This is a genomic window from Vulcanimicrobium alpinum (genome assembly GCF_027923555.1).
In the GTDB taxonomy this organism is placed as follows: Bacteria; Vulcanimicrobiota; Vulcanimicrobiia; order Vulcanimicrobiales; family Vulcanimicrobiaceae; genus Vulcanimicrobium; species Vulcanimicrobium alpinum.
Genome location: NZ_AP025523.1, coordinates 3,072,501 through 3,088,954, shown reverse-complemented (window position 1 = coordinate 3,088,954; position 16,454 = coordinate 3,072,501). Strand labels below are relative to the sequence as shown.

Annotated in this window: 16 protein-coding genes; 5 read left to right on the top strand and 11 right to left on the bottom strand. The window is 69.9% G+C overall.

Translation table 11 applies throughout. The annotated features are described in order from the left end of the window. Window positions 1-47: 47 nt before the first annotated feature. From WPS_RS15795 to WPS_RS15765, 7 genes are all read right to left on the bottom strand, one after another. Window positions 48-1,022, bottom strand: coding sequence for an aldo/keto reductase (locus WPS_RS15795; RefSeq protein ID WP_317995419.1), 975 nt, complete (start codon window positions 1,020-1,022; stop codon window positions 48-50). Then, a complete protein-coding gene (locus tag WPS_RS15790; RefSeq protein WP_317995418.1) occupies window positions 1,019-1,471 on the bottom strand; it encodes a type II 3-dehydroquinate dehydratase in 453 nt (150 codons plus the stop codon). The genes WPS_RS15795 and WPS_RS15790 overlap by 4 nt, the downstream gene beginning before the upstream one ends. Beyond that, window positions 1,468-3,045, bottom strand: a complete 1,578-nt coding sequence (gene aroB / locus WPS_RS15785; protein WP_317995417.1) for a 3-dehydroquinate synthase — start codon at window positions 3,043-3,045, stop codon at window positions 1,468-1,470. The genes WPS_RS15790 and aroB overlap by 4 nt, the downstream gene beginning before the upstream one ends. After that, a complete protein-coding gene (aroC, locus tag WPS_RS15780; RefSeq protein WP_317995416.1) occupies window positions 3,035-4,198 on the bottom strand; it encodes a chorismate synthase in 1,164 nt (387 codons plus the stop codon). The genes aroB and aroC overlap by 11 nt, the downstream gene beginning before the upstream one ends. Continuing rightward, the gene (locus tag WPS_RS15775; protein ID WP_317995415.1) at window positions 4,195-4,968 is read right to left on the bottom strand and encodes a shikimate dehydrogenase family protein; all 774 of its coding nucleotides are present in this window, start codon (window positions 4,966-4,968) and stop codon (window positions 4,195-4,197) included. Before WPS_RS15775 ends, aroC begins: the two co-directional genes overlap by 4 nt. Beyond that, window positions 4,965-6,215, bottom strand: a complete 1,251-nt coding sequence (gene aroA / locus WPS_RS15770) for a 3-phosphoshikimate 1-carboxyvinyltransferase (protein WP_317995414.1) — start codon at window positions 6,213-6,215, stop codon at window positions 4,965-4,967. Before aroA ends, WPS_RS15775 begins: the two co-directional genes overlap by 4 nt. 205 nt (window positions 6,216-6,420) lie before the next feature. Then, window positions 6,421-7,122, bottom strand: coding sequence for a hypothetical protein (locus WPS_RS15765; RefSeq protein WP_317995413.1), 702 nt, complete (start codon window positions 7,120-7,122; stop codon window positions 6,421-6,423). 57 nt (window positions 7,123-7,179) lie between these two features. Here WPS_RS15765 and WPS_RS15760 point away from each other — a divergent pair, with 57 nt between their 5' ends. After that, the gene (locus WPS_RS15760; RefSeq protein WP_317995412.1) at window positions 7,180-7,635 is read left to right on the top strand and encodes an MOSC domain-containing protein; all 456 of its coding nucleotides are present in this window, start codon (window positions 7,180-7,182) and stop codon (window positions 7,633-7,635) included. A gap of 66 nt (window positions 7,636-7,701) precedes the next feature. On the opposite strand, the gene rplT is transcribed toward WPS_RS15760, so the two are convergent. From rplT to WPS_RS15740, 4 genes are all read right to left on the bottom strand, one after another. Further along, on the bottom strand, window positions 7,702-8,076 hold the full coding sequence (gene rplT / locus WPS_RS15755; protein ID WP_317995411.1) for a 50S ribosomal protein L20: 375 nt from the start codon (window positions 8,074-8,076) through the stop codon (window positions 7,702-7,704). A gap of 11 nt (window positions 8,077-8,087) precedes the next feature. Further along, window positions 8,088-8,249: a large ribosomal subunit protein bL35 gene (locus tag WPS_RS15750; protein ID WP_317995410.1), complete on the bottom strand. Its 162-nt coding sequence runs from the start codon at window positions 8,247-8,249 to the stop codon at window positions 8,088-8,090. Window positions 8,250-8,286: 37 nt separating this feature from the next. Beyond that, complete coding sequence (gene infC, locus WPS_RS15745; protein ID WP_317995409.1) at window positions 8,287-9,033, bottom strand: translation initiation factor IF-3; 747 nt, start codon at window positions 9,031-9,033, stop codon at window positions 8,287-8,289. Between the two features lie 76 nt (window positions 9,034-9,109). Next, entirely contained in the window at window positions 9,110-12,361 is a 3,252-nt protein-coding gene (locus WPS_RS15740; RefSeq protein WP_317995408.1) for a S41 family peptidase, read from the bottom strand. Window positions 12,362-12,464: 103 nt separating this feature from the next. Between WPS_RS15740 and WPS_RS15735 the strand changes: the two genes are divergently transcribed. The 4 genes from WPS_RS15735 (at window position 12,465) to WPS_RS15720 (ending at window position 16,423) form a co-directional block, all read left to right on the top strand. After that, window positions 12,465-12,686, top strand: coding sequence for a hypothetical protein (locus tag WPS_RS15735; RefSeq protein WP_317995407.1), 222 nt, complete (start codon window positions 12,465-12,467; stop codon window positions 12,684-12,686). A 50-nt stretch (window positions 12,687-12,736) separates the two neighbouring features. After that, entirely contained in the window at window positions 12,737-13,729 is a 993-nt protein-coding gene (gene meaB, locus WPS_RS15730; RefSeq protein WP_317995406.1) for a methylmalonyl Co-A mutase-associated GTPase MeaB, read from the top strand. An 11-nt stretch (window positions 13,730-13,740) separates the two neighbouring features. Continuing rightward, entirely contained in the window at window positions 13,741-14,637 is an 897-nt protein-coding gene (locus WPS_RS15725; protein WP_317995405.1) for an NAD(P)-dependent oxidoreductase, read from the top strand. Between the two features lie 139 nt (window positions 14,638-14,776). Further along, the gene (locus WPS_RS15720; protein WP_405054968.1) at window positions 14,777-16,423 is read left to right on the top strand and encodes an acyl-CoA mutase large subunit family protein; all 1,647 of its coding nucleotides are present in this window, start codon (window positions 14,777-14,779) and stop codon (window positions 16,421-16,423) included. The last annotated feature ends 31 nt before the right edge of the window (window positions 16,424-16,454 follow it).

The window sequence follows — 16,454 nt, the reverse complement described above, 5'->3', positions numbered from 1 at the left end:
GCGCGATCGTAGCCGCGCGCGATGAGAAAAGTCTGATGCTCGCGCGTTCAGCCGGCCGGCCGGATGCGCGCGCCGGCGGCGGCGCCGGGCGGGAACAGATCGTCGAGGAGCGCGAGCCCGCGAGCGTCGATCGCGACGTCCGCCGCGCGGGCGTTCTCTTCGACATGCGCAACGCGTTCAGAGCCCGGCAGGGCAAACACGTCGGAGCCCCGCGCGAGCACCCATCCCAACCCGAGCTGCGCGGGCGTGCAGTGCAGCGAGGCTGCGAGCGTCGCGAGGCGGTCGACGCGTGCGAGGTTGCGCTCGAAGTTGCCGGGATCGAAGCGCGGGACGCGGCGCCGCAGGTCGTGCGCGCCGAGCGCGTCCGTCGAACGCATCGCGGCGGTGAGCATCCCGCGCCCGAGCGGCGCGTACGCGACGAGCGCGATGCCGAGTTCACGCGCTTCGGCGAGGACGCCGTTCGTTTCGACGTCCCTCGTGAAGAGCGAATACTCGCTCTGCAGCGCCGCGATCGGCGCGACCGCCGCCGCGCGGCGCAGCAGGTCAGGCGGCACTTCCGAGAGCCCGAGATGCCGCACGTGTCCGGCGTCGACGAGTTCCGCCATCGCGCCGACCGTCTCTTCGATCGGGACGGCGGGGTCGACGCGATGCAGGTAGTAGAGGTCGATCGCATCGACGCCGAGCCTTCGCAGCGACGCGGTGCACGCGTCGCGCACGTACTCCGGCCGGCCGTTGACGCCGCGATACGCGGGATCGTCGGAGCGGCGCACGATCCCCGTCTTCGTCGCGAGCACGGCGCGCTCGCGCCGGTCGCGCAGCGCACGTCCGACGAGCCGTTCGTTCTCGCCGAGACCGTACATGTCGGAGGTGTCGATCAGCGTCATCCCGAGATCGAGCGCGCGGTGGATCGTCGCGATCGCGTCGGCGTCGGCGACCGCGTCGTAGAATTCCGACATCCCCATGCAGCCCAGCGCGATCGCGCCGGCCTGCGGTCCGCTGCGGCCGAGCCGCCGCGCGATCACGCCGGCGGGATCGCCGCGCGCGCGTCGCGCGCGAACGCGTCGAGCGCGGCAAGATACGATCCCACGCCGAGCCCCATGAAGCAGTGCACGCAAACGCCGCGGACCACCGAGATCTTGCGGAACGGTTCGGGGCGGTTGTCGACGTCGGAGAGGTGGACCTCGGCGCACGGCAGGTTGATCGCGAGCAGCGCGTCGCGGATCGCGTACGAGTAGTGCGTGAACGCCGCGGGATTGATGATCACCGCGTTCGCCCAACGGCGCTGGGCGTGCAGTTCGTCGATGATCGCGCCTTCGTGATTCGATTGGAAGAAGTGCACCGTCTGACCGAGTTCGCGCGCGTGCTCGGCGACGGCGCGCTCCAGTTCGGCGAGCGTCGTGCGGCCGTAGATCGCCGGCTCGCGTTCGCCGAGCAGGTTCAGGTTCGGCCCGTTGACGACGAGGACGTTCATCCGAGGCCGATCCGGTGGAGCGCCGCGCGCACGTCGCCGGGCTGCACGCCGTCATCGAGCCGCGCGCGGCCGAGCGCTTCGAGCAGGACGAACTGCGTGCCGCAGGCGTGACGCTTCTTGTCGCCGCGGGTCGCGGCCACGACCGCGTCGGCGTCGAGGCCGCGCCACGCGTCGGGGACCGGTAGGCTCGCGAGGTGACGGTCGACGTCGTCGCGGGCGGCGTCGTCGAGTGCGCCGCGTGCTACCGAAAGCGCGAGCGCGGCGCGCATCCCGACGATCACCGCTTCGCCGTGCCGCAGCGTTCCGAACCCGGCGACCTTCTCGACGGCGTGCCCGACGGTATGGCCGAAGTTGAGCATCGCGCGGATCCCGGCGCGATCGTCTTCGTCGCGTGCGACGATCTCGGCTTTAATCGCGACGCAGCGCGCGATCGCGTCGATCGCGGTCGCCGGATCGGCGAGCAGGGCGGCTTCGCTCTCGCGCAGCGCCCGGTAGAGCGCGGCGTCGAGCGCCAGGCCGTACTTGAGCATCTCGCCGTAGCCGGAGACGACGTCGCGCTGCGGGAGCGAACGCAGCGTGTGCGGCGCGATCGCGACGAGCGCGGGCTGCGTCACCGTTCCGACAAGGTTCTTGCCGGCGTCGAGGTTGATCGCGGTCTTGCCGCCGATCGCCGCGTCGACCGCCGAGAGCAGGGTCGTCGGGATCGAGACGAACGGGACGCCGCGCTGGTACGTCGCGGCGGCGAAGCCGACCGCATCGCCGATCGTGCCGCCGCCGATCCCCACCACGATCCCGCGCCGGTCGAGTTGCGCCTCGACGAAGCGGCCGTAGAGCGTACCGATCGAGCCGAGCGATTTGAGCGATTCGTCGGCGTCGACGTCGATCAGCGTCGCGTGCAGTCCGGCGTCGTGATAGGCGCGTGCAACGCGCAGGCCGAGCGCCTCGACGTGGCGGTCGACGACGATCACCGCGCGGCCGCCGGCCTGCGGTGCGACGCGCGTCGCGATCGATTCGAGGACGCCGGGACCGATCGCGACGTCGTACGGCTTCGCCGTCGCGACCCGCACGACGCGTTCGTCGCGCAGCGCCGCGTCGATCGACTGCGCGAGCGCGCGCGGCGTCGCGCCGTCGACGACGACGCGAATCGCGGCGTCGAGGTAGCGCGGGCGGCGTTCGCGATGCAGGCGCGCGAGCGCGCCGGGCTCGCGCAGCAGCGGCCGCGTCCCGGGATGCCGCGCGACGTTCTTCTCGCACGTCTCCACCGAGGCGTCGAGGAAGACCAGGATCCCGCTCTCGGCGATCGCGCAGCGGTTGGCGCCGTCTTCGAGCGCGCCGCCGCCGAGCGAGACCACAACGTCGCCGCGCGCTGCGACCCGTGCGATCGTCTCGCGTTCGAGCGTGCGGAATGCGGCGACCCCGTCCTCGTCGACGATCTGCGCGATCCGCCGTCCGGCGTTTGCTTCGACCAGCGTGTCGATGTCGACGGCGTCGAGCCCGCGCAGCTGCGCGACGAGCGGCGCGACTACGGATTTCCCCGAGCCCGGCGGCCCGCAGAGGTAGATGTTAGCGGGCACGCGCGGTCGCTTCCCAGGCGCGTACGCGCTGTTGCACTTCGCCCAGCGAGTCGCCGCCGAACTTCGCGAGCACCGCGTCGGCAAGGACGAGCGCGAGCAGCGATTCGCCGATCACCGCGGCCGCCGGCACGGCGCAGGTGTCGGCGCGTTCGATGTGCGCTTTCACCGCCTCGCCGGTGCGTAGGTCGACCGAGTCGAGCGGTTTCATCAGCGTCGCGATCGGCTTCATCCCGACGCGCACCACGATCGGCTGACCCGTCGTCATCCCGCCTTCGATCCCGCCGGCGCGGTTGGTGCGGTAGCGCGTGCGCGTCTGCGGATCGGGTTCGTAGGCATCGTGCGCCTCGGAACCGGGCCGCGCCGCGGCGCCGAACCCGAGGCCGATCTCGACGCCTTTGATCGCGTTGAGCGAGAGAAACGCGCGCCCGACTTCGGCTTCGAGCCGGCGGTCCCACTGCGCGTACGATCCGAGGCCGACCGGCGCGCCGAACGCGACGACTTCGAAGACGCCGCCGAGCGCGTCGCCCGCAGCCCGGGCGAGTTCGATCTCCTGCACCATCGCCGCGGCGGCGACCGGATCGAGCGCGCGCACCGGCGACGCATCGATCTCGGCGACCGGGACGTCGTGCCACGGCGACTCGTCGACCGCGCGCCCGATCCGCACGACGCGGCTCGTCAGCATCACGCCGACCTCGGCGAGAAACGCGCGTGCGATCGTCCCCAGCGCGACGCGCATCGCCGTCTCGCGCGCGCTCGCGCGTTCGAGGATGTCGCGCAGGTCGTTGCGGTCGTATTTGATCCCGCCGACGCGGTCGGCGTGGCCGGGCCGCGGAACGTGCACCGCGCGCGCCGCCGGTGCATCGTCGTCGGGCGCGTCGACGCGCATGATCTCCGCCCAGCGCACGTGGTCGCGGTTCTCGATCATCAGCGCGATCGGACTCCCGATCGTCACGCCGCGCCGCACGCCGGAGAGGATGCGCACCTCGTCGGTTTCGATCGTCTGCCGGTTGCCGCGGCCGAAGCCGAGTTTACGCCGCTTCGCTTGCGCGTGCAGCGTTGCGATGTCGAGCGGCAAGCCGCTCGGCATCCCCTCGAGGATTCCGACCAGCGCGGCGCCGTGCGACTCGCCGGCGGTCAAGTGACGCAGACTCATACGGGCAACTCCTTCGGCGCAAACCCGAACCAGCGGGCGAACGTGGCGGCGCCCTGGGCCAGGAACATCGCCGTTCCCGTCACGGTGCGCATCCCGCGTGCCGACGCGTCGTTCAGAAACGGGGTGCGTTCGGGCGTATAGATCAGATCGAAGGCCGTCGCGTTCCCGGGCGCGTCGGCCGGCAGCAGCGAGTGCTGCGGCCCTCCGTCCATCCCGACCGGCGTCGCGTTGACGTAGATGTCGCTCAGCGGGACGGCGGCGAGCGTGCACGCGCGGCCGCCGAACGCCGCGGCGAGCGCGGCGGCGCGCTCCGCGCCGCGCCCGGCGACGGCGATCTGCGCGGCCCCGCTGCGGCGCGCGGCCTCGGCGACCGCGCGTGCGGCGCCCCCGGTGCCGATGATCGCGACGCGCGCGCCGCGCAGCGCGACGCCGGCCTGCGCCAGCGCAGCCTCGACGCCCTCGACGTCGGTATTCGCGGCGATCAGCGCGCCGTCGACGCGAGTCAGCACGTTGGCGGCGCCGCAGGCGCGCGCGCTCTCGTCGGCGCGGTCGGCGAGCGCGAGCGCGCGTTTTTTGTGCGGAAGGGTGACGTTGCAGCCGACGAACTCCGGATTGGCGCGCCACGCGCGCAGCGTCGCTTCGAGACGTTCGGGCGGGACGTCGACGGCGTCATAGCGCAGCGCGATCCCGCTCGCCGCCGCGAACCGCGCGAAGAGCTGCGGCGAACGGCTGTGCGCGATCGGGTGACCGATCACGGCGGCGTGCTTCACGCGAGCGACTCGAGCGCGGCGGCGAAGTTGGGGAACGAGACCGCGGCGCAGTCGGGATCGTCGAGCGTCACGCGCACCCGAGCGACGCGTCCGGCGACGGCGAACGCCATCGCGATGCGGTGATCGTGATGGGTCGCCACCGCGCCGTCGTGCCAGCGCGCCGGCCCGTGCACGGCGAATCCGTCGGGCGCCGTCTCGACGTCGGCTCCGAGCGCGCGCGCCGCCGCGGCGAACGATTCGATTCGATCCGATTCCTTGACGCGCAGTTCGGCGGCGCCGCGCACCGTCGTCGTCCCGTTCGCAAACGCGCCGAGCACGCCGACCAGCGGCAGTTCATCGATGAGCCCCGGCACTTCGGACGGCAGGATCTCGATCGCGTGCAGGGCGCGGCCGCGCACGGTGACGGAGCCGCGTGGCTCCGGCGCATCGGCGGCGATGCGCACCTCGACCTCGGCGCCGAAACGCCGCAGCACGTCGAGGAACGCGGTGCGCGTCGGGTTGAGCCCGACGTCGTCGACGGTGACAGTGCCGCCCGCCGTCGCCGCGGCCGCCGCGAACAGAAAGGCCGCGCTCGAGATGTCGCCGGGGACGTCGATCTCGGCGGCGTGAAGCATCGCCGGACCGTCGAGGACCAATGCGCCGCCGTCCGCGCGCACGTGCACGCTGAACGCTGCGAGCAGACGTTCGGTGTGGTCGCGCGTCGCGAGTTCGCCGGTGAGCCGCGTCGGACCGTGCGCGCCGAGCGCGGCGAGCAGCAGCGCCGATTTCACTTGCGCGCTCGCGACGGTCACCGCGATCTCCGCACCGCGCGCGTCGCCGTTCCCGCGCACGCGCATCGGCGCGGTCCAGCCGTTGCTGAGGTCGATCGTCGCGCCGAACGCCGCCAGCGGTGCGGCGACGCGCCGCATCGGCCGCGCGCGCAGCGAGTCGTCGCCGGTGAGCGTCACGTCGATCGCGCGCGTTGCCAGGATTCCCGCGACGAGCCGCATCGTCGTCCCGCTGTTGCCGCAGTCGATCGGTTCGTCCGGCGCGCGGAACGCGCCGCCGCAGCCCTCGACGACGAGCGTGTCGCCGTCTGCGTGCAGTGTCGCGCCGAGCGCGCGCATCGCGCGCTGTGTCGAGAGCACGTCGAGCCCGTCCGGCACGTTCCGCAGCCGCGACGTTCCGCGCGCGAGCGCGGCGAACATGACGGCGCGATGCGCGATCGATTTGTCGCCGGGGACGCGGAGGTGGGGCGCGGTCTTCATCATGGTTCTCGTGTCCGAAACGAACGAGCCCCCCGCCGGTTCGGCGAGGGGCTCGCGGTGCATCATCTTCGTGCTCCCTACGCGATGCCGAACTCGACCGACACGACTTGCGTGCAGCGAGGATACCAGCGATAAAAGTACGCGCCGGAGAGCATGTGGGCTGATTCAAGCAAACGCTTCGCGCCCCTGTCAACCCCAGGTGCGGTCAGCGGGCCTTCGTCTCGTCGATCACCACGATCGCACGCTTGTCCTGCGACTGCAGCGCCTTCACCGAGTTCACCAGGACGCCGACGGGGCTCCCGGGATCGAGCATCTCGGAGACGCTGTAGCCGAGCTGTTTCTTCGTCGCCTCGTCGATCGCGCCGCGCATCACCCCGGGGACGCTCCGGTACGTCTCGATCGCGTCGAGCGCTGGTCCGATCTTCGCGCGCACGGTCTTCGGGTCGAGGACGATCAGCATGACGACGCGCGACTCGTTCGCGGATCGGAACGTCGTGACCGTCGCGCCGGTCGAGCGCAGGACGTCGCGGCTGCCCTCGGCGGAGGCGTCCGCGCGGCGGGAGACGTGCAGGCGCTGCGGCGGCGCGGAGGCGAGCTCGCGGACCCAGGCGTTCAGCCGGCTCAGCGGGGCGGCGCTCACGGCGACGACTTCGTGTCCGTCGTACGATTCGCCGGTCTCCGATGACGGGTCGTTCTTCTTGATCGTCGCAGCCATGGGCCGCAGATCGACGCGCACGACGTCGTAGACTTCGCTGCCGCGATAGAGCGGAAACGTGCTCGGGTTGACCGTCGTCCGATGCGCCGGGCCGGCCGTCTCCTCGTGCTCGTCGCGATGCGACCCGCCGCAGCCGGCGAGTGCGAACGCCGCCGTGCCCGCAAGGAACGCGGCCCCCCTCCACGTCGTCATCCGGCGCGCTTCTGCGGGTCGCGGGACGCACCTGGCGCGGCGCGAACGCGGCGCGCGATGATTCTCGGCATCTATACCACGAGCGCGGCGGGCGAACCGATGCGCGGCCACGATCGCATCGCCGTGTCGCCTGGTGCGGGGCTCGCCGGCGACCGCTATGCCTCGGGTGGCGGACACTGGTCGTATCGCGCGAGCTACGTCAACGAGATCACGTTCATCGAAGCCGAGGCGGTCGAGCGGCTGTGCAGCGAACTCGGAATCGCGCCGATCGATCCGGCGCGCTTGCGGCGCAACGTCGTCACGCGCGGCGTCGCGCTGCAGGGCCTGATCGCACGCGAGTTCGCGATCGGCGACGCGCTCTTCCGCGGCGTCCGTCCCTGCGATCCGTGCGCGTATCTCGAAGGTCTGCTCGGCATCCCGCTGCGCGCGACCCTCGCCGAGCACGGCGGCTTGCGCGCGAGCGTTGTGCGCGCGGGGACGATCGCTGTGAGCGAAGCGATCGTCATACGCTGAAAAAAGACGAGGCGCCGCAGGGGGCGCCTCGTCTTTGTGCAGGGTGAAGGCGAAGCGCGCTGCGCGCTACGCCGCGGTCGTCGTGGTGTTGTGCGCGTCCTTCGCGAGGCTGAGCAGACGGCGGAACGCCGCAGCGTCGTGCACGGCCAGGTCGGCGAGCGCCTTGCGGTTCATCACCACACCCGACTTCTTCAGGCCGGCGATGAACTTCGAGTACGACAAGCCTTCGCGGCGCGCGGCCGCGTTGATGCGCGCGATCCAGAGCGAGCGGAAGTCGCGCTTGCGGACGCGGCGGTCGCGGAACGCGTAGGCCAGCGAGTGCAGCAGCGCTTCGTTGGCGACGCGATAGTTGCGGCGGCGCGCGGCGCGGAAGCCCTTGACGAGCTTCATCACCTTGCGGCGGTGCTTGATCTTGTGCAGACCGCGTTTGATGCGAGCCATGTGTCAGTCTCCTACAGCAGGTACGGAATCTGCGGCGCGAAGCGCTTCAGATCGCCGGAGAACACCGCTTGATCCTTGCGGAACTTGCGTTTGCGGTTGCGCGATTTCTTGCTGAGGATGTGGCCGCAACCCGAAAACTGGTGGCGGTGCGTCACCTTGCCGTTGGCGCTCACCTTGACCCGTTTCGCGGTTCCGCGGTGGGTTTTGATTTTAGGCACTGGCTCCCCCGATGGTCGCGACCGCGTCCGTGTCCGTGCCGTGGTCGGTGTCGGGCTCGTGATCATCGTGATGATCTGCGGTCTCGACATCGTGGTGCGCCGTATCCGTCTTCAAGTGGACGAACCGCGGCGGACCCAGCGGAGTGGGACGAGGTGCGAGGATGAGAAACATGTTCTTGCCTTCGAGCTTCGCCTCGCGTTCGAGCAGAGCGGTATTCTCCAGATCTTTCGCGATCCGGTCGAGCAGCCGTTTTCCGAACGCGGTGTACGTGATCTCGCGTCCGCGGAACATGATCGTGACCTTGACCTTGCCGCCGTCGAGAAGAAGGCGCTCCGCCATCTTCGCTTTGACTTCGTAGTCGTGGACGTCGATCTTGGGACGCAGCTTGACTTCGCGCAACTCCCAGTTGCGCTGTTTCTTGCGCGCCTCTTTGTCTTTTTTCGACTGCTCGTACTTCAAACGACCGTAATCACCGATACGGCAGACCGGAGGGACCGCGGTCGGTGACACCTCGATGAGGTCCAGTCCCTTGCTGCGCGCCATTCCGAGGGCTTCCTCGGTCGGTATGACGCCTAGCTGCTGGCCGGCATCGTCGATGACGCGGACTTGGCGGATTCTAATCTGCTCGTTGACGCGAAGCGGTCGTGCTATGACAAACTCTCCAGAAAGAACAAATGAAATAGCGAAGACGCCGAAGCGGTCCTCGCTGTTCGAGATGACCGGATTGCCCGCAGGCATCCGGTGAGGGCGTCGCCGCCCTACTTCGGCTCGCGTACTGTATCACGCCGCCTCGGGAGGGGTCAAGGACGCCCCGTCAGCGTGAGATGGCTCGGTTTGGGGGCGGGGGGAAGCTAGGGCGGGGCGGGGCGGCGGCGAGGGCGTCGTGGATCAGGCGCAGGGCTTCGTCCATCTGCGGGTCGCGGCCGGCGCGGCTGTCCTGCGGGGCGATGTCGACCTCGTGGGTCGGGTCGGTCCCGTAGTTCTCAACGCCCCAGCCGGCGTCGGTGAACCAGAACGAGTACTCGGGCTGGGTCGTCTCGGTGCCGTCGACGAGGCGGTGCCGCGGGTTGATCCCGACGACTCCGCCCCACGTCCGCATCCCCACCAGCGGCCCCAGACCGTACAGTTTGAAGCAGTGGCTGAAGATGTCGCCGTCGCTCCCCGCAAACTGGTTGGTGAGCGCGACGATCGGGCCGCGCACCGACTCGTCGGGATACGGCTGCGGCGGCGTCCAGCGCGAGACGTCGTAGCCGACGCGCTTGCGCGCCAGCTTCTCGAGCAGCAGCGACGAGACGTGGCCGCCGCGGTTGTAGCGCACGTCGACGATCAGCCCGTCGCGATCGAACTCGCTGAGATAGCCGCGATGGAACTCCGCGAACCCCCACGGCCCCATGTCGGGGACGTGCACGTATCCGACGCGGCCGCCGGTGCGCGCGTGCACCGTCGCGCGGTTCGCGTCGACCCACGCGCGGTAGCGCAGCATCCGCTCGTCGCGCAGCGTCCGCACCAGCACGCGTCGCGGCGTACCGTCTCCTGAGCGGGTCGAAGGACGTACCACCGAGAGCACGACGTCGCGACCAGCGAGGTTTACCAGCAGCGCGCCCAAGCCGACGCCCGGCGCGAAGGTGCGGCCGCCGATCCCGACGATCGTGTCGCCTTCGCGCACGTCGACGCCGGGTTCCGCGAGCGGCGAGTCGGCATCGCGGTTCCAGGGGTCGCCGCGGAGGATGCGCCGGATCGTGTAGCCGCGCAGCGCGTCGTTCCACTCCACGTCGGCGCCGAGGAAACCGCGCTTGTATTGCGGCGGGACCGGCTTGTCGCCGCCCGACTCGTACGCGTGCGAGGTGCCGAGTTCGCCCTGCATCTCCCACACCACGTCGGAGAGTTCGTTGCGCGTGCGGATCTTCGGCAGCAGCGCGTCGTAGCGCGCGAGCACCGCGTCCCACGCGACGCCGCCCATCTGCGGATCCCAGAAGTTCTCGCGCTGCAAGCGCCATGCTTCGCGCAGCATCTGCCGCCACTCCGCCGCCGGTTCGACCAGCACGCTCACGCGCGCGAGATCGAGCCAGCCGGTGCGGCGCCCGGGGTCCTGCGCGGGCTTCTCGTCGTCGGCGTCTTCGGGAAGATCGCCGCCGGCGTCGATCGCGCGTAATTTCCCGTGAGACGCATACACCAGCGTGCGGCCGTCGGTCCCCAGCACAAAATCGTCGATGTCGCTCGCGAGCGTCGCGCTGCGCTGTTCCTCGAAGTCGTAGGCCAGCAGGTCGCCGCCGTGATCGTCGTGATCGTGCGCGTTGGGCCGGATCCCGCGCACCGGAAACCGGGAGAAGAACGCGCGCGCTTTGCCGGCAGCGATGCGGTCGTAGGCGCCTTCCTCGACCGGAAACGCGAGCATCCGCAGCGGCAGTCCGTCGGTGTCGATGAGGACGGGCGTGACGTCTTTCTTGTCGGCGTCGTCATCGTCGTCTTTGTCGTCGTCGTGCGCCTTGTGCAGCGGCGCCGGCTTCGCGACGAACGGGTTCGCCGTCTCCGTGCGCAGCGTCACCAGATACGGACGCGACGCCTCGGGGAAACTGAGCTCGAACTGCAGCGCGTCGTAGACCGGATGGAAATCGCGCGTCGAGAGGACGTAGAGATACTTGCCTTCGGGATCCCAGGCCGGCGAGCGGTCTTCGCGCAGCGGCGAGGTCGCGTCGACGACCGCGCCGGTCTCGCAGTCGAGCAGACGCACGATGGTGGTGCGCGCTTTGGGCGACCACACGTACGCGAGCCAGCCGCCGTCGGGCGAGAACGCGAGATCGTCGATCCGTTCGCCGACGCTGGTGTCGACCTTGCGCGGAGCGCTGCCGCCGTCGACGAGCCACAGATCGTGGCGATTGGTCGCGAACGCGAAGCGATCGCCGGCCGGCGACGCCGCGAGCGCGTGGATGATGCCGTGATCGTCGTTCGTGAGATACGAGGCCGGCGCGCTCTGATCGACCGGCGCGACGGCGATCCGTTCGTATCCCGCCGTATCGTCGATGTACGCGATCCGCTTGTCGTCGTGCAGCCAGTTGACGGCGCGGCGGCGCACGACGGCGGTCGGATCGTCGCCGGCGCCGGCCGGATGTTCGGTGACGGCCTCTTCCCAGAGCGGCATCGTGAACGTGCGCCCGCGCGACGCGAGCGCAAGCGTCGTCCCGTCGCGAGACGGCTGCCACGAGTCGAGCAGATCGCCGGCGTCGACGAAGCGGCGCGCGGTTTCCGGCGCGTTCGACGGCATCTCGACGGCGACGCGGCGGACGCTGCCGTCGCGCGGATCGAGCAGCACGAGATCGCCGCCGCACGCGTAGACGACGCGCGTTCGGTCGGTCGACGGGAAGCGCGCGTAATGCTCGCGCTCGTCGGTATGCCGGCGCAGATCGCCCCCCGCCGCGTCGAGCGAGTAGAGGTTGCCGATCCCTTCGTGATCGGAGAGGAAGAGGACGCGGCCGTCCAGCCACATCGGCCATGTCAAATTGCCGTCGATCTCGCGTCCGAGCCGCGCGAACGTGCCGTCGCCGCGCGGGTCAACCCACAGATGCCCGGCCGTTCCCCCGCGATAGCGCTTCCAGCGTGCCGGGTCGATCGCGTTGCGGCCGAGCACCGTCGCGCCGCCGTCCGCGACGTCGCAGGTCATCGCGTGACCGACGTCCAGCGCCGCGGGTTCGCCGCCGGCGGCGTCGATGCGGAACGGCAGCGTCTCCTTGATGAACGGCGATCCCGCGTCCGAGGTGAAGAAGATCGTGCGCCCGTCGCGCGACCACCCCGACGTATACAATGCGTCGCCGCCGAGGTACGTCAGGCGACGCGGGACGCCGCCGTCGGCCGGCATCACGTACAGTTCCGGATGGCCCTCGTCGCGGCCGACGAACGCGAGCTGCGTTCCGTCCGGCGAGAGCCGCGGCAGCGTGGACTCACCGGCCGTCGTGGTGAGACGGCGCGCGATGCCGCCGCCTGCGCCGACGATCCACAGATCGTCCTCGCATGCGAAGACGATCCGATCGCCGGCGATCGTGGGAGTGCGTACGTAACCGCTCGAGTTCACCGCCCTCCGGTACGCGTTCGGGCTGCGGTCTCCCCGTGCTTCGCGCAAAGCGAGCGGGCCCACGTTTCGCGCGCTCCGCGAGGGGGGTATCAGCCTCCCAGCGATGGATAGTACGAACGAACGATCGACAAAACAGCTCTTGCAGGACGTGCGCGACCGCGTCGATCGTCGCACGTTCATCCAGGACGTCACGGAACCGCTGACGGGGCGCATCGACCAGCGCAAGGTCGCGGCGAAGTTCAACAACCTCGAGCACGCGGTGAACGACTTGACCGCGGCCGTCGAGCAGATCGCCGAAAGCGCCGAAGAGCGCAAGTCAGCCTAAACGGGAACCGGCGCGCGCGTCCGTGAACGCGACGCGCGATGTCCCCGGATGTGCCCGCTCCGATCGCCCGTTCCGATGAGGCGCTGCTCGCGGCCTTCGCTGCGCGCGAATCACGGGCTCTCGCACGCGCGATCTCGCGCTGCGAATCGGGCACCGGCGCGACGCTGATCCGGACGCTCTATCCGCAGACGGGCCGCTCGCTGACGATCGGATTGACCGGGCCGCCCGGCGTCGGCAAGTCGACGCTCTCCGCCGCGCTCGTGACCCACGTGCGCCGGCTCGGCAAAACGGTCGGCGTGGTCTCCGTGGATCCGTCGTCACCGTTTTCGCACGGCGCGCTGCTCGGCGACCGCATCCGCCTCACCGAGCACTTCACCGATCCCGACGTCTTCATCCGTTCGATGGCGTCGCGCGGCCATCTCGGCGGCGTCGCCGGCGCGACGGCCGACGCCGTCTCGCTCATGGACGCGTTCGGCAAAGACGTGGTGTTGATCGAAACCGTCGGCGTCGGCCAGTCGGAGATCGAGATCGCCGAGATCGCCGACACGACGCTGGTCGCGCTGCAGCCCGGCAGCGGCGATTCGGTCCAAGTGCTCAAGGCCGGCGTCCTCGAGATCGCCGATGTCTTCGTCGTCAACAAGAGCGATCACCCGATGGCCCTGCAATTGCAGCGCGAGATTCGCTCGATGCTGGAGATGCTCGACTTCGGCGGCTGGGTGCCGCCGCTCGTCCCCACCCAGGCGATCGAAGGCAAAGGCGTCGACGTGCTGTGGGATGCGATCGCCGCGCACGATGCGTGGCTGCGGTCGAGCGGTGCGATCCGCGCGAAGCGGCGCGAGGCGTTCGCGCACCGCGTCCGCCAACTCGCGCTGGGGACGCTCGAAGGACGCATCGAGGAGACGATCGCGGAACTCGGCGACGATCTCGATCCGTACGCCGCCGCCGACCGCGTCCTCGAACGCTACGGCGTGCACGGCGGCGTTGCGGCGTTCGGGAACGTGCGCGCGCGCCACGACGTCCGTGCGACCGTCAAAGGCTTGTAGAGGATCGTCGGGTGAGTGCTGAAGGCATCGGGATCGTGGGGCTGGGTCGCATGGGCGCCAACATGGCGCGCCGGCTGCGGGACGTCGGATACGACGTGACCGCGGTCTACGACATCCGGCCGGAGACCACGGCGGAACTGGCCGGCGAACTCGGTGCGCACGCCGCGTCGTCGCCGGCGGAGGTCGCCGAACGGGCCGGCGCGATCATCACCGTCGTCAGCGACGACGCCGCGATGGAGCGGATCTTCGACGACGGCGCCGCGTCGCTGCTGCGTCACGCGCAGGACCGCATCTTCGTCAACTGCGCGACGGTGACGCCGAGCGTCCACGTCGAGATCGAGCGGCGCGCCGAGGCGCACGGCGCGCAGAGCATCGAGGCCTGCATGGCGAGTTCGATCACGCAGGCGCGCGACGGCACGCTGTATCTGATGATCGGCGGCCGCCGCGACGCGTTCGAGCGGGTGCGGCCGATGCTCGAGACGTTGAGCAAGAGCCTGCGCTACATCGGCGCGGCCGGTCACGCCGCGAAAGTCAAAGCGCTCGTCAACATGGTGATGAACATCAACACCGCCGGCCTCGCCGAGGGGCTCGGGCTGGGCGATGCGCTCGGTCTCGATCTGACGATGCTGCGCGAGGTGTTCGCAGAGACGGGCGCAGCGTCGCGCGTCTTGGAAACCGACGGCGCCGATATGCAGAACCGCGAACACGACGTGTACTTCTCCGCCGCGCACGCCGCCAAGGACACGCACATCGCGACCGCGCTCGCCGGCGACCTCCAGCTGCGCCTGCCGCTCGCCGAGGCGACGGCGCGCCAGTACGACGCGATGATCGCGCTCGGGCTCGGGGAACTCGACAAGTCGGGGATCGCGGAACTCACGTTCCGCGAGCGGGCGACGGCAGGCGCCTGACGGCCGCCGGCGGACGACGCTTGGGAAACCGTCGGGCCGGGGCGAAAGAGAGGGGTCGACGCCGAAGGGATGACACGTGGCCACATTGATCGATCGCGCCTCGGGGCTCGGCCCCGGCGCCAGCCCCGAATACCGCGAACTGATCGAACGCTGGGAGCGTAAGGCCGAAGCCGCCCCCGTTCGCCGCGACAAGGGGTCGGGCGCGGCCGACCGCACGATCTCCGACGTCCCGCTCAAGCCGCTCTACGGCCCGGCCGACGTTGCGCAGCTGGACCTGACGCGCGACCTCGGCGCCCCGGGCGAGTTTCCGTACACACGCGGGATCCACCCGACGATGTACCGTTCGCGGCTGTGGACGATGCGTCAGTTCGCCGGGTTCGGCAACGCGAAGCAGACCAACGAGCGCTACCACTTCCTGCTCTCGCAGGGTCAGATGGGGCTCTCGGTCGCGTTCGACATGCCGACGCTGATGGGCTACGACTCCGACAGCCCCAAAGCGCTCGGCGAAGTCGGCAAGTGCGGCGTCGCGATCGACTCGATCCGCGACATGGAGACGCTCTTCGACGGAATCGATCTCGGCGCGATCACCACCTCGATGACGATCAACGGTCCGGCCGCGATCGCGCTGGCGCAGTACATCGTCACCGCCGAGAACAAGGGGATCCCGCGCGCGGCGCTCGGCGGCACGATCCAGGCCGACATCCTCAAAGAGTACATCGCGCAGAAAGAGTGGATCTTTCCGCCGCGCCCGCACGTGCGCATCATCATCGACATGATGGAGTTCTGCACGCGCGAGATGCCCAAGTGGAACACCATCTCCGTCTCCGGCTACCACATCCGCGAAGCGGGCTCGACGGCGGCGCAGGAACTGGCGTTCACGCTTGCCGACGGGTTCGCGTACGTCGAGGGCGCGATCGCGCGCGGGCTGGACGTCGACGCGTTCGCGCCGCGCCTGTCGTTCTTTTTCAACAGTCACAGCGACTTCTTCGAAGAGATCGCGAAGTTCCGTGCGGCGCGGCGGATTTACGCGCGCCGGATGCGCGACGTCTACGGCGCGAAGGATCCGCGCTCGTGGCAACTGCGCTTCCACACGCAGACCGCCGGCTGCAGCGCGACCGCGCAGCAGCCCGAGAACAACATCGTGCGCGTCGCCTACGAAGCGATGGCGGCCGTGCTCGGCGGGACGCAGTCGCTCCACACCAACTCAATGGATGAAGTCCTCGCGCTGCCGACCGAGAAATCGGTCGAGATCGCGCTGCGCACCCAGCAGGTGCTCGCATACGAAACGAACGTGACCAACGTCGTCGATCCGCTCGGCGGCTCGTACTACGTCGAGGCGCTCACCGCCGAGATCGAGCGGCAGGCGCTGGACTACTTCGACCGCATCGCCGAATTCGGCGGGATGATCGAGGCGGTCGAGGCCGGGTATCCGCAGCGCGAGATCGCCGATGCGTCGTACCGCTATCAGCGGTCGATCGAATCCGGCGATCGCGTCATCGTCGGGGTGAACGCGTTCGAAAAGCCGGACGAAGTGCAGTCGCCCGACCTGCTCAAGATCGGGGTCGAGATCGAGCGCGGCCAGGCCCGGGCCGTGCAGGACGTCCGCGCCGGTCGCGACGGATCGGCGGTCGAAGCGTCGCTCGCCGCGCTCAAGCGCGCCTGCGCCGGCGACGCCAACGTGATGCCCGCGCTCATCGAATGCGTCCGCAACGTCGCCACCGAAGGCGAGATCGTCGACGCGATGGTCGAGGTATACGGCCGCTACGTGGAGCAAACGCAGTTCTAAGATGATGGTGACGGAGCGAGCGCAGCGGGAT

Bases quoted from the DNA above. Each gene is read 5' to 3' on its own strand.
- WPS_RS15790 (WP_317995418.1), bottom strand. From the start codon at position 1,471: ATGAACGTCCTCGTCGTCAACGGGCCGAACCTGAACCTGCTCGGCGAA.
- aroC (WP_317995416.1), bottom strand. From the start codon at position 4,198: ATGAGTCTGCGTCACTTGACCGCCGGCGAGTCGCACGGCGCCGCGCTG.
- aroA (WP_317995414.1), bottom strand. From the start codon at position 6,215: ATGAAGACCGCGCCCCACCTCCGCGTCCCCGGCGACAAATCGATCGCG.
- WPS_RS15765 (WP_317995413.1), bottom strand. From the start codon at position 7,122: ATGACGACGTGGAGGGGGGCCGCGTTCCTTGCGGGCACGGCGGCGTTC.
- WPS_RS15760 (WP_317995412.1), top strand. From the start codon at position 7,180: ATGATTCTCGGCATCTATACCACGAGCGCGGCGGGCGAACCGATGCGC.
- rplT (WP_317995411.1), bottom strand. From the start codon at position 8,076: ATGGCTCGCATCAAACGCGGTCTGCACAAGATCAAGCACCGCCGCAAG.
- infC (WP_317995409.1), bottom strand. From the start codon at position 9,033: ATGCCTGCGGGCAATCCGGTCATCTCGAACAGCGAGGACCGCTTCGGC.
- WPS_RS15735 (WP_317995407.1), top strand. From the start codon at position 12,465: ATGGATAGTACGAACGAACGATCGACAAAACAGCTCTTGCAGGACGTG.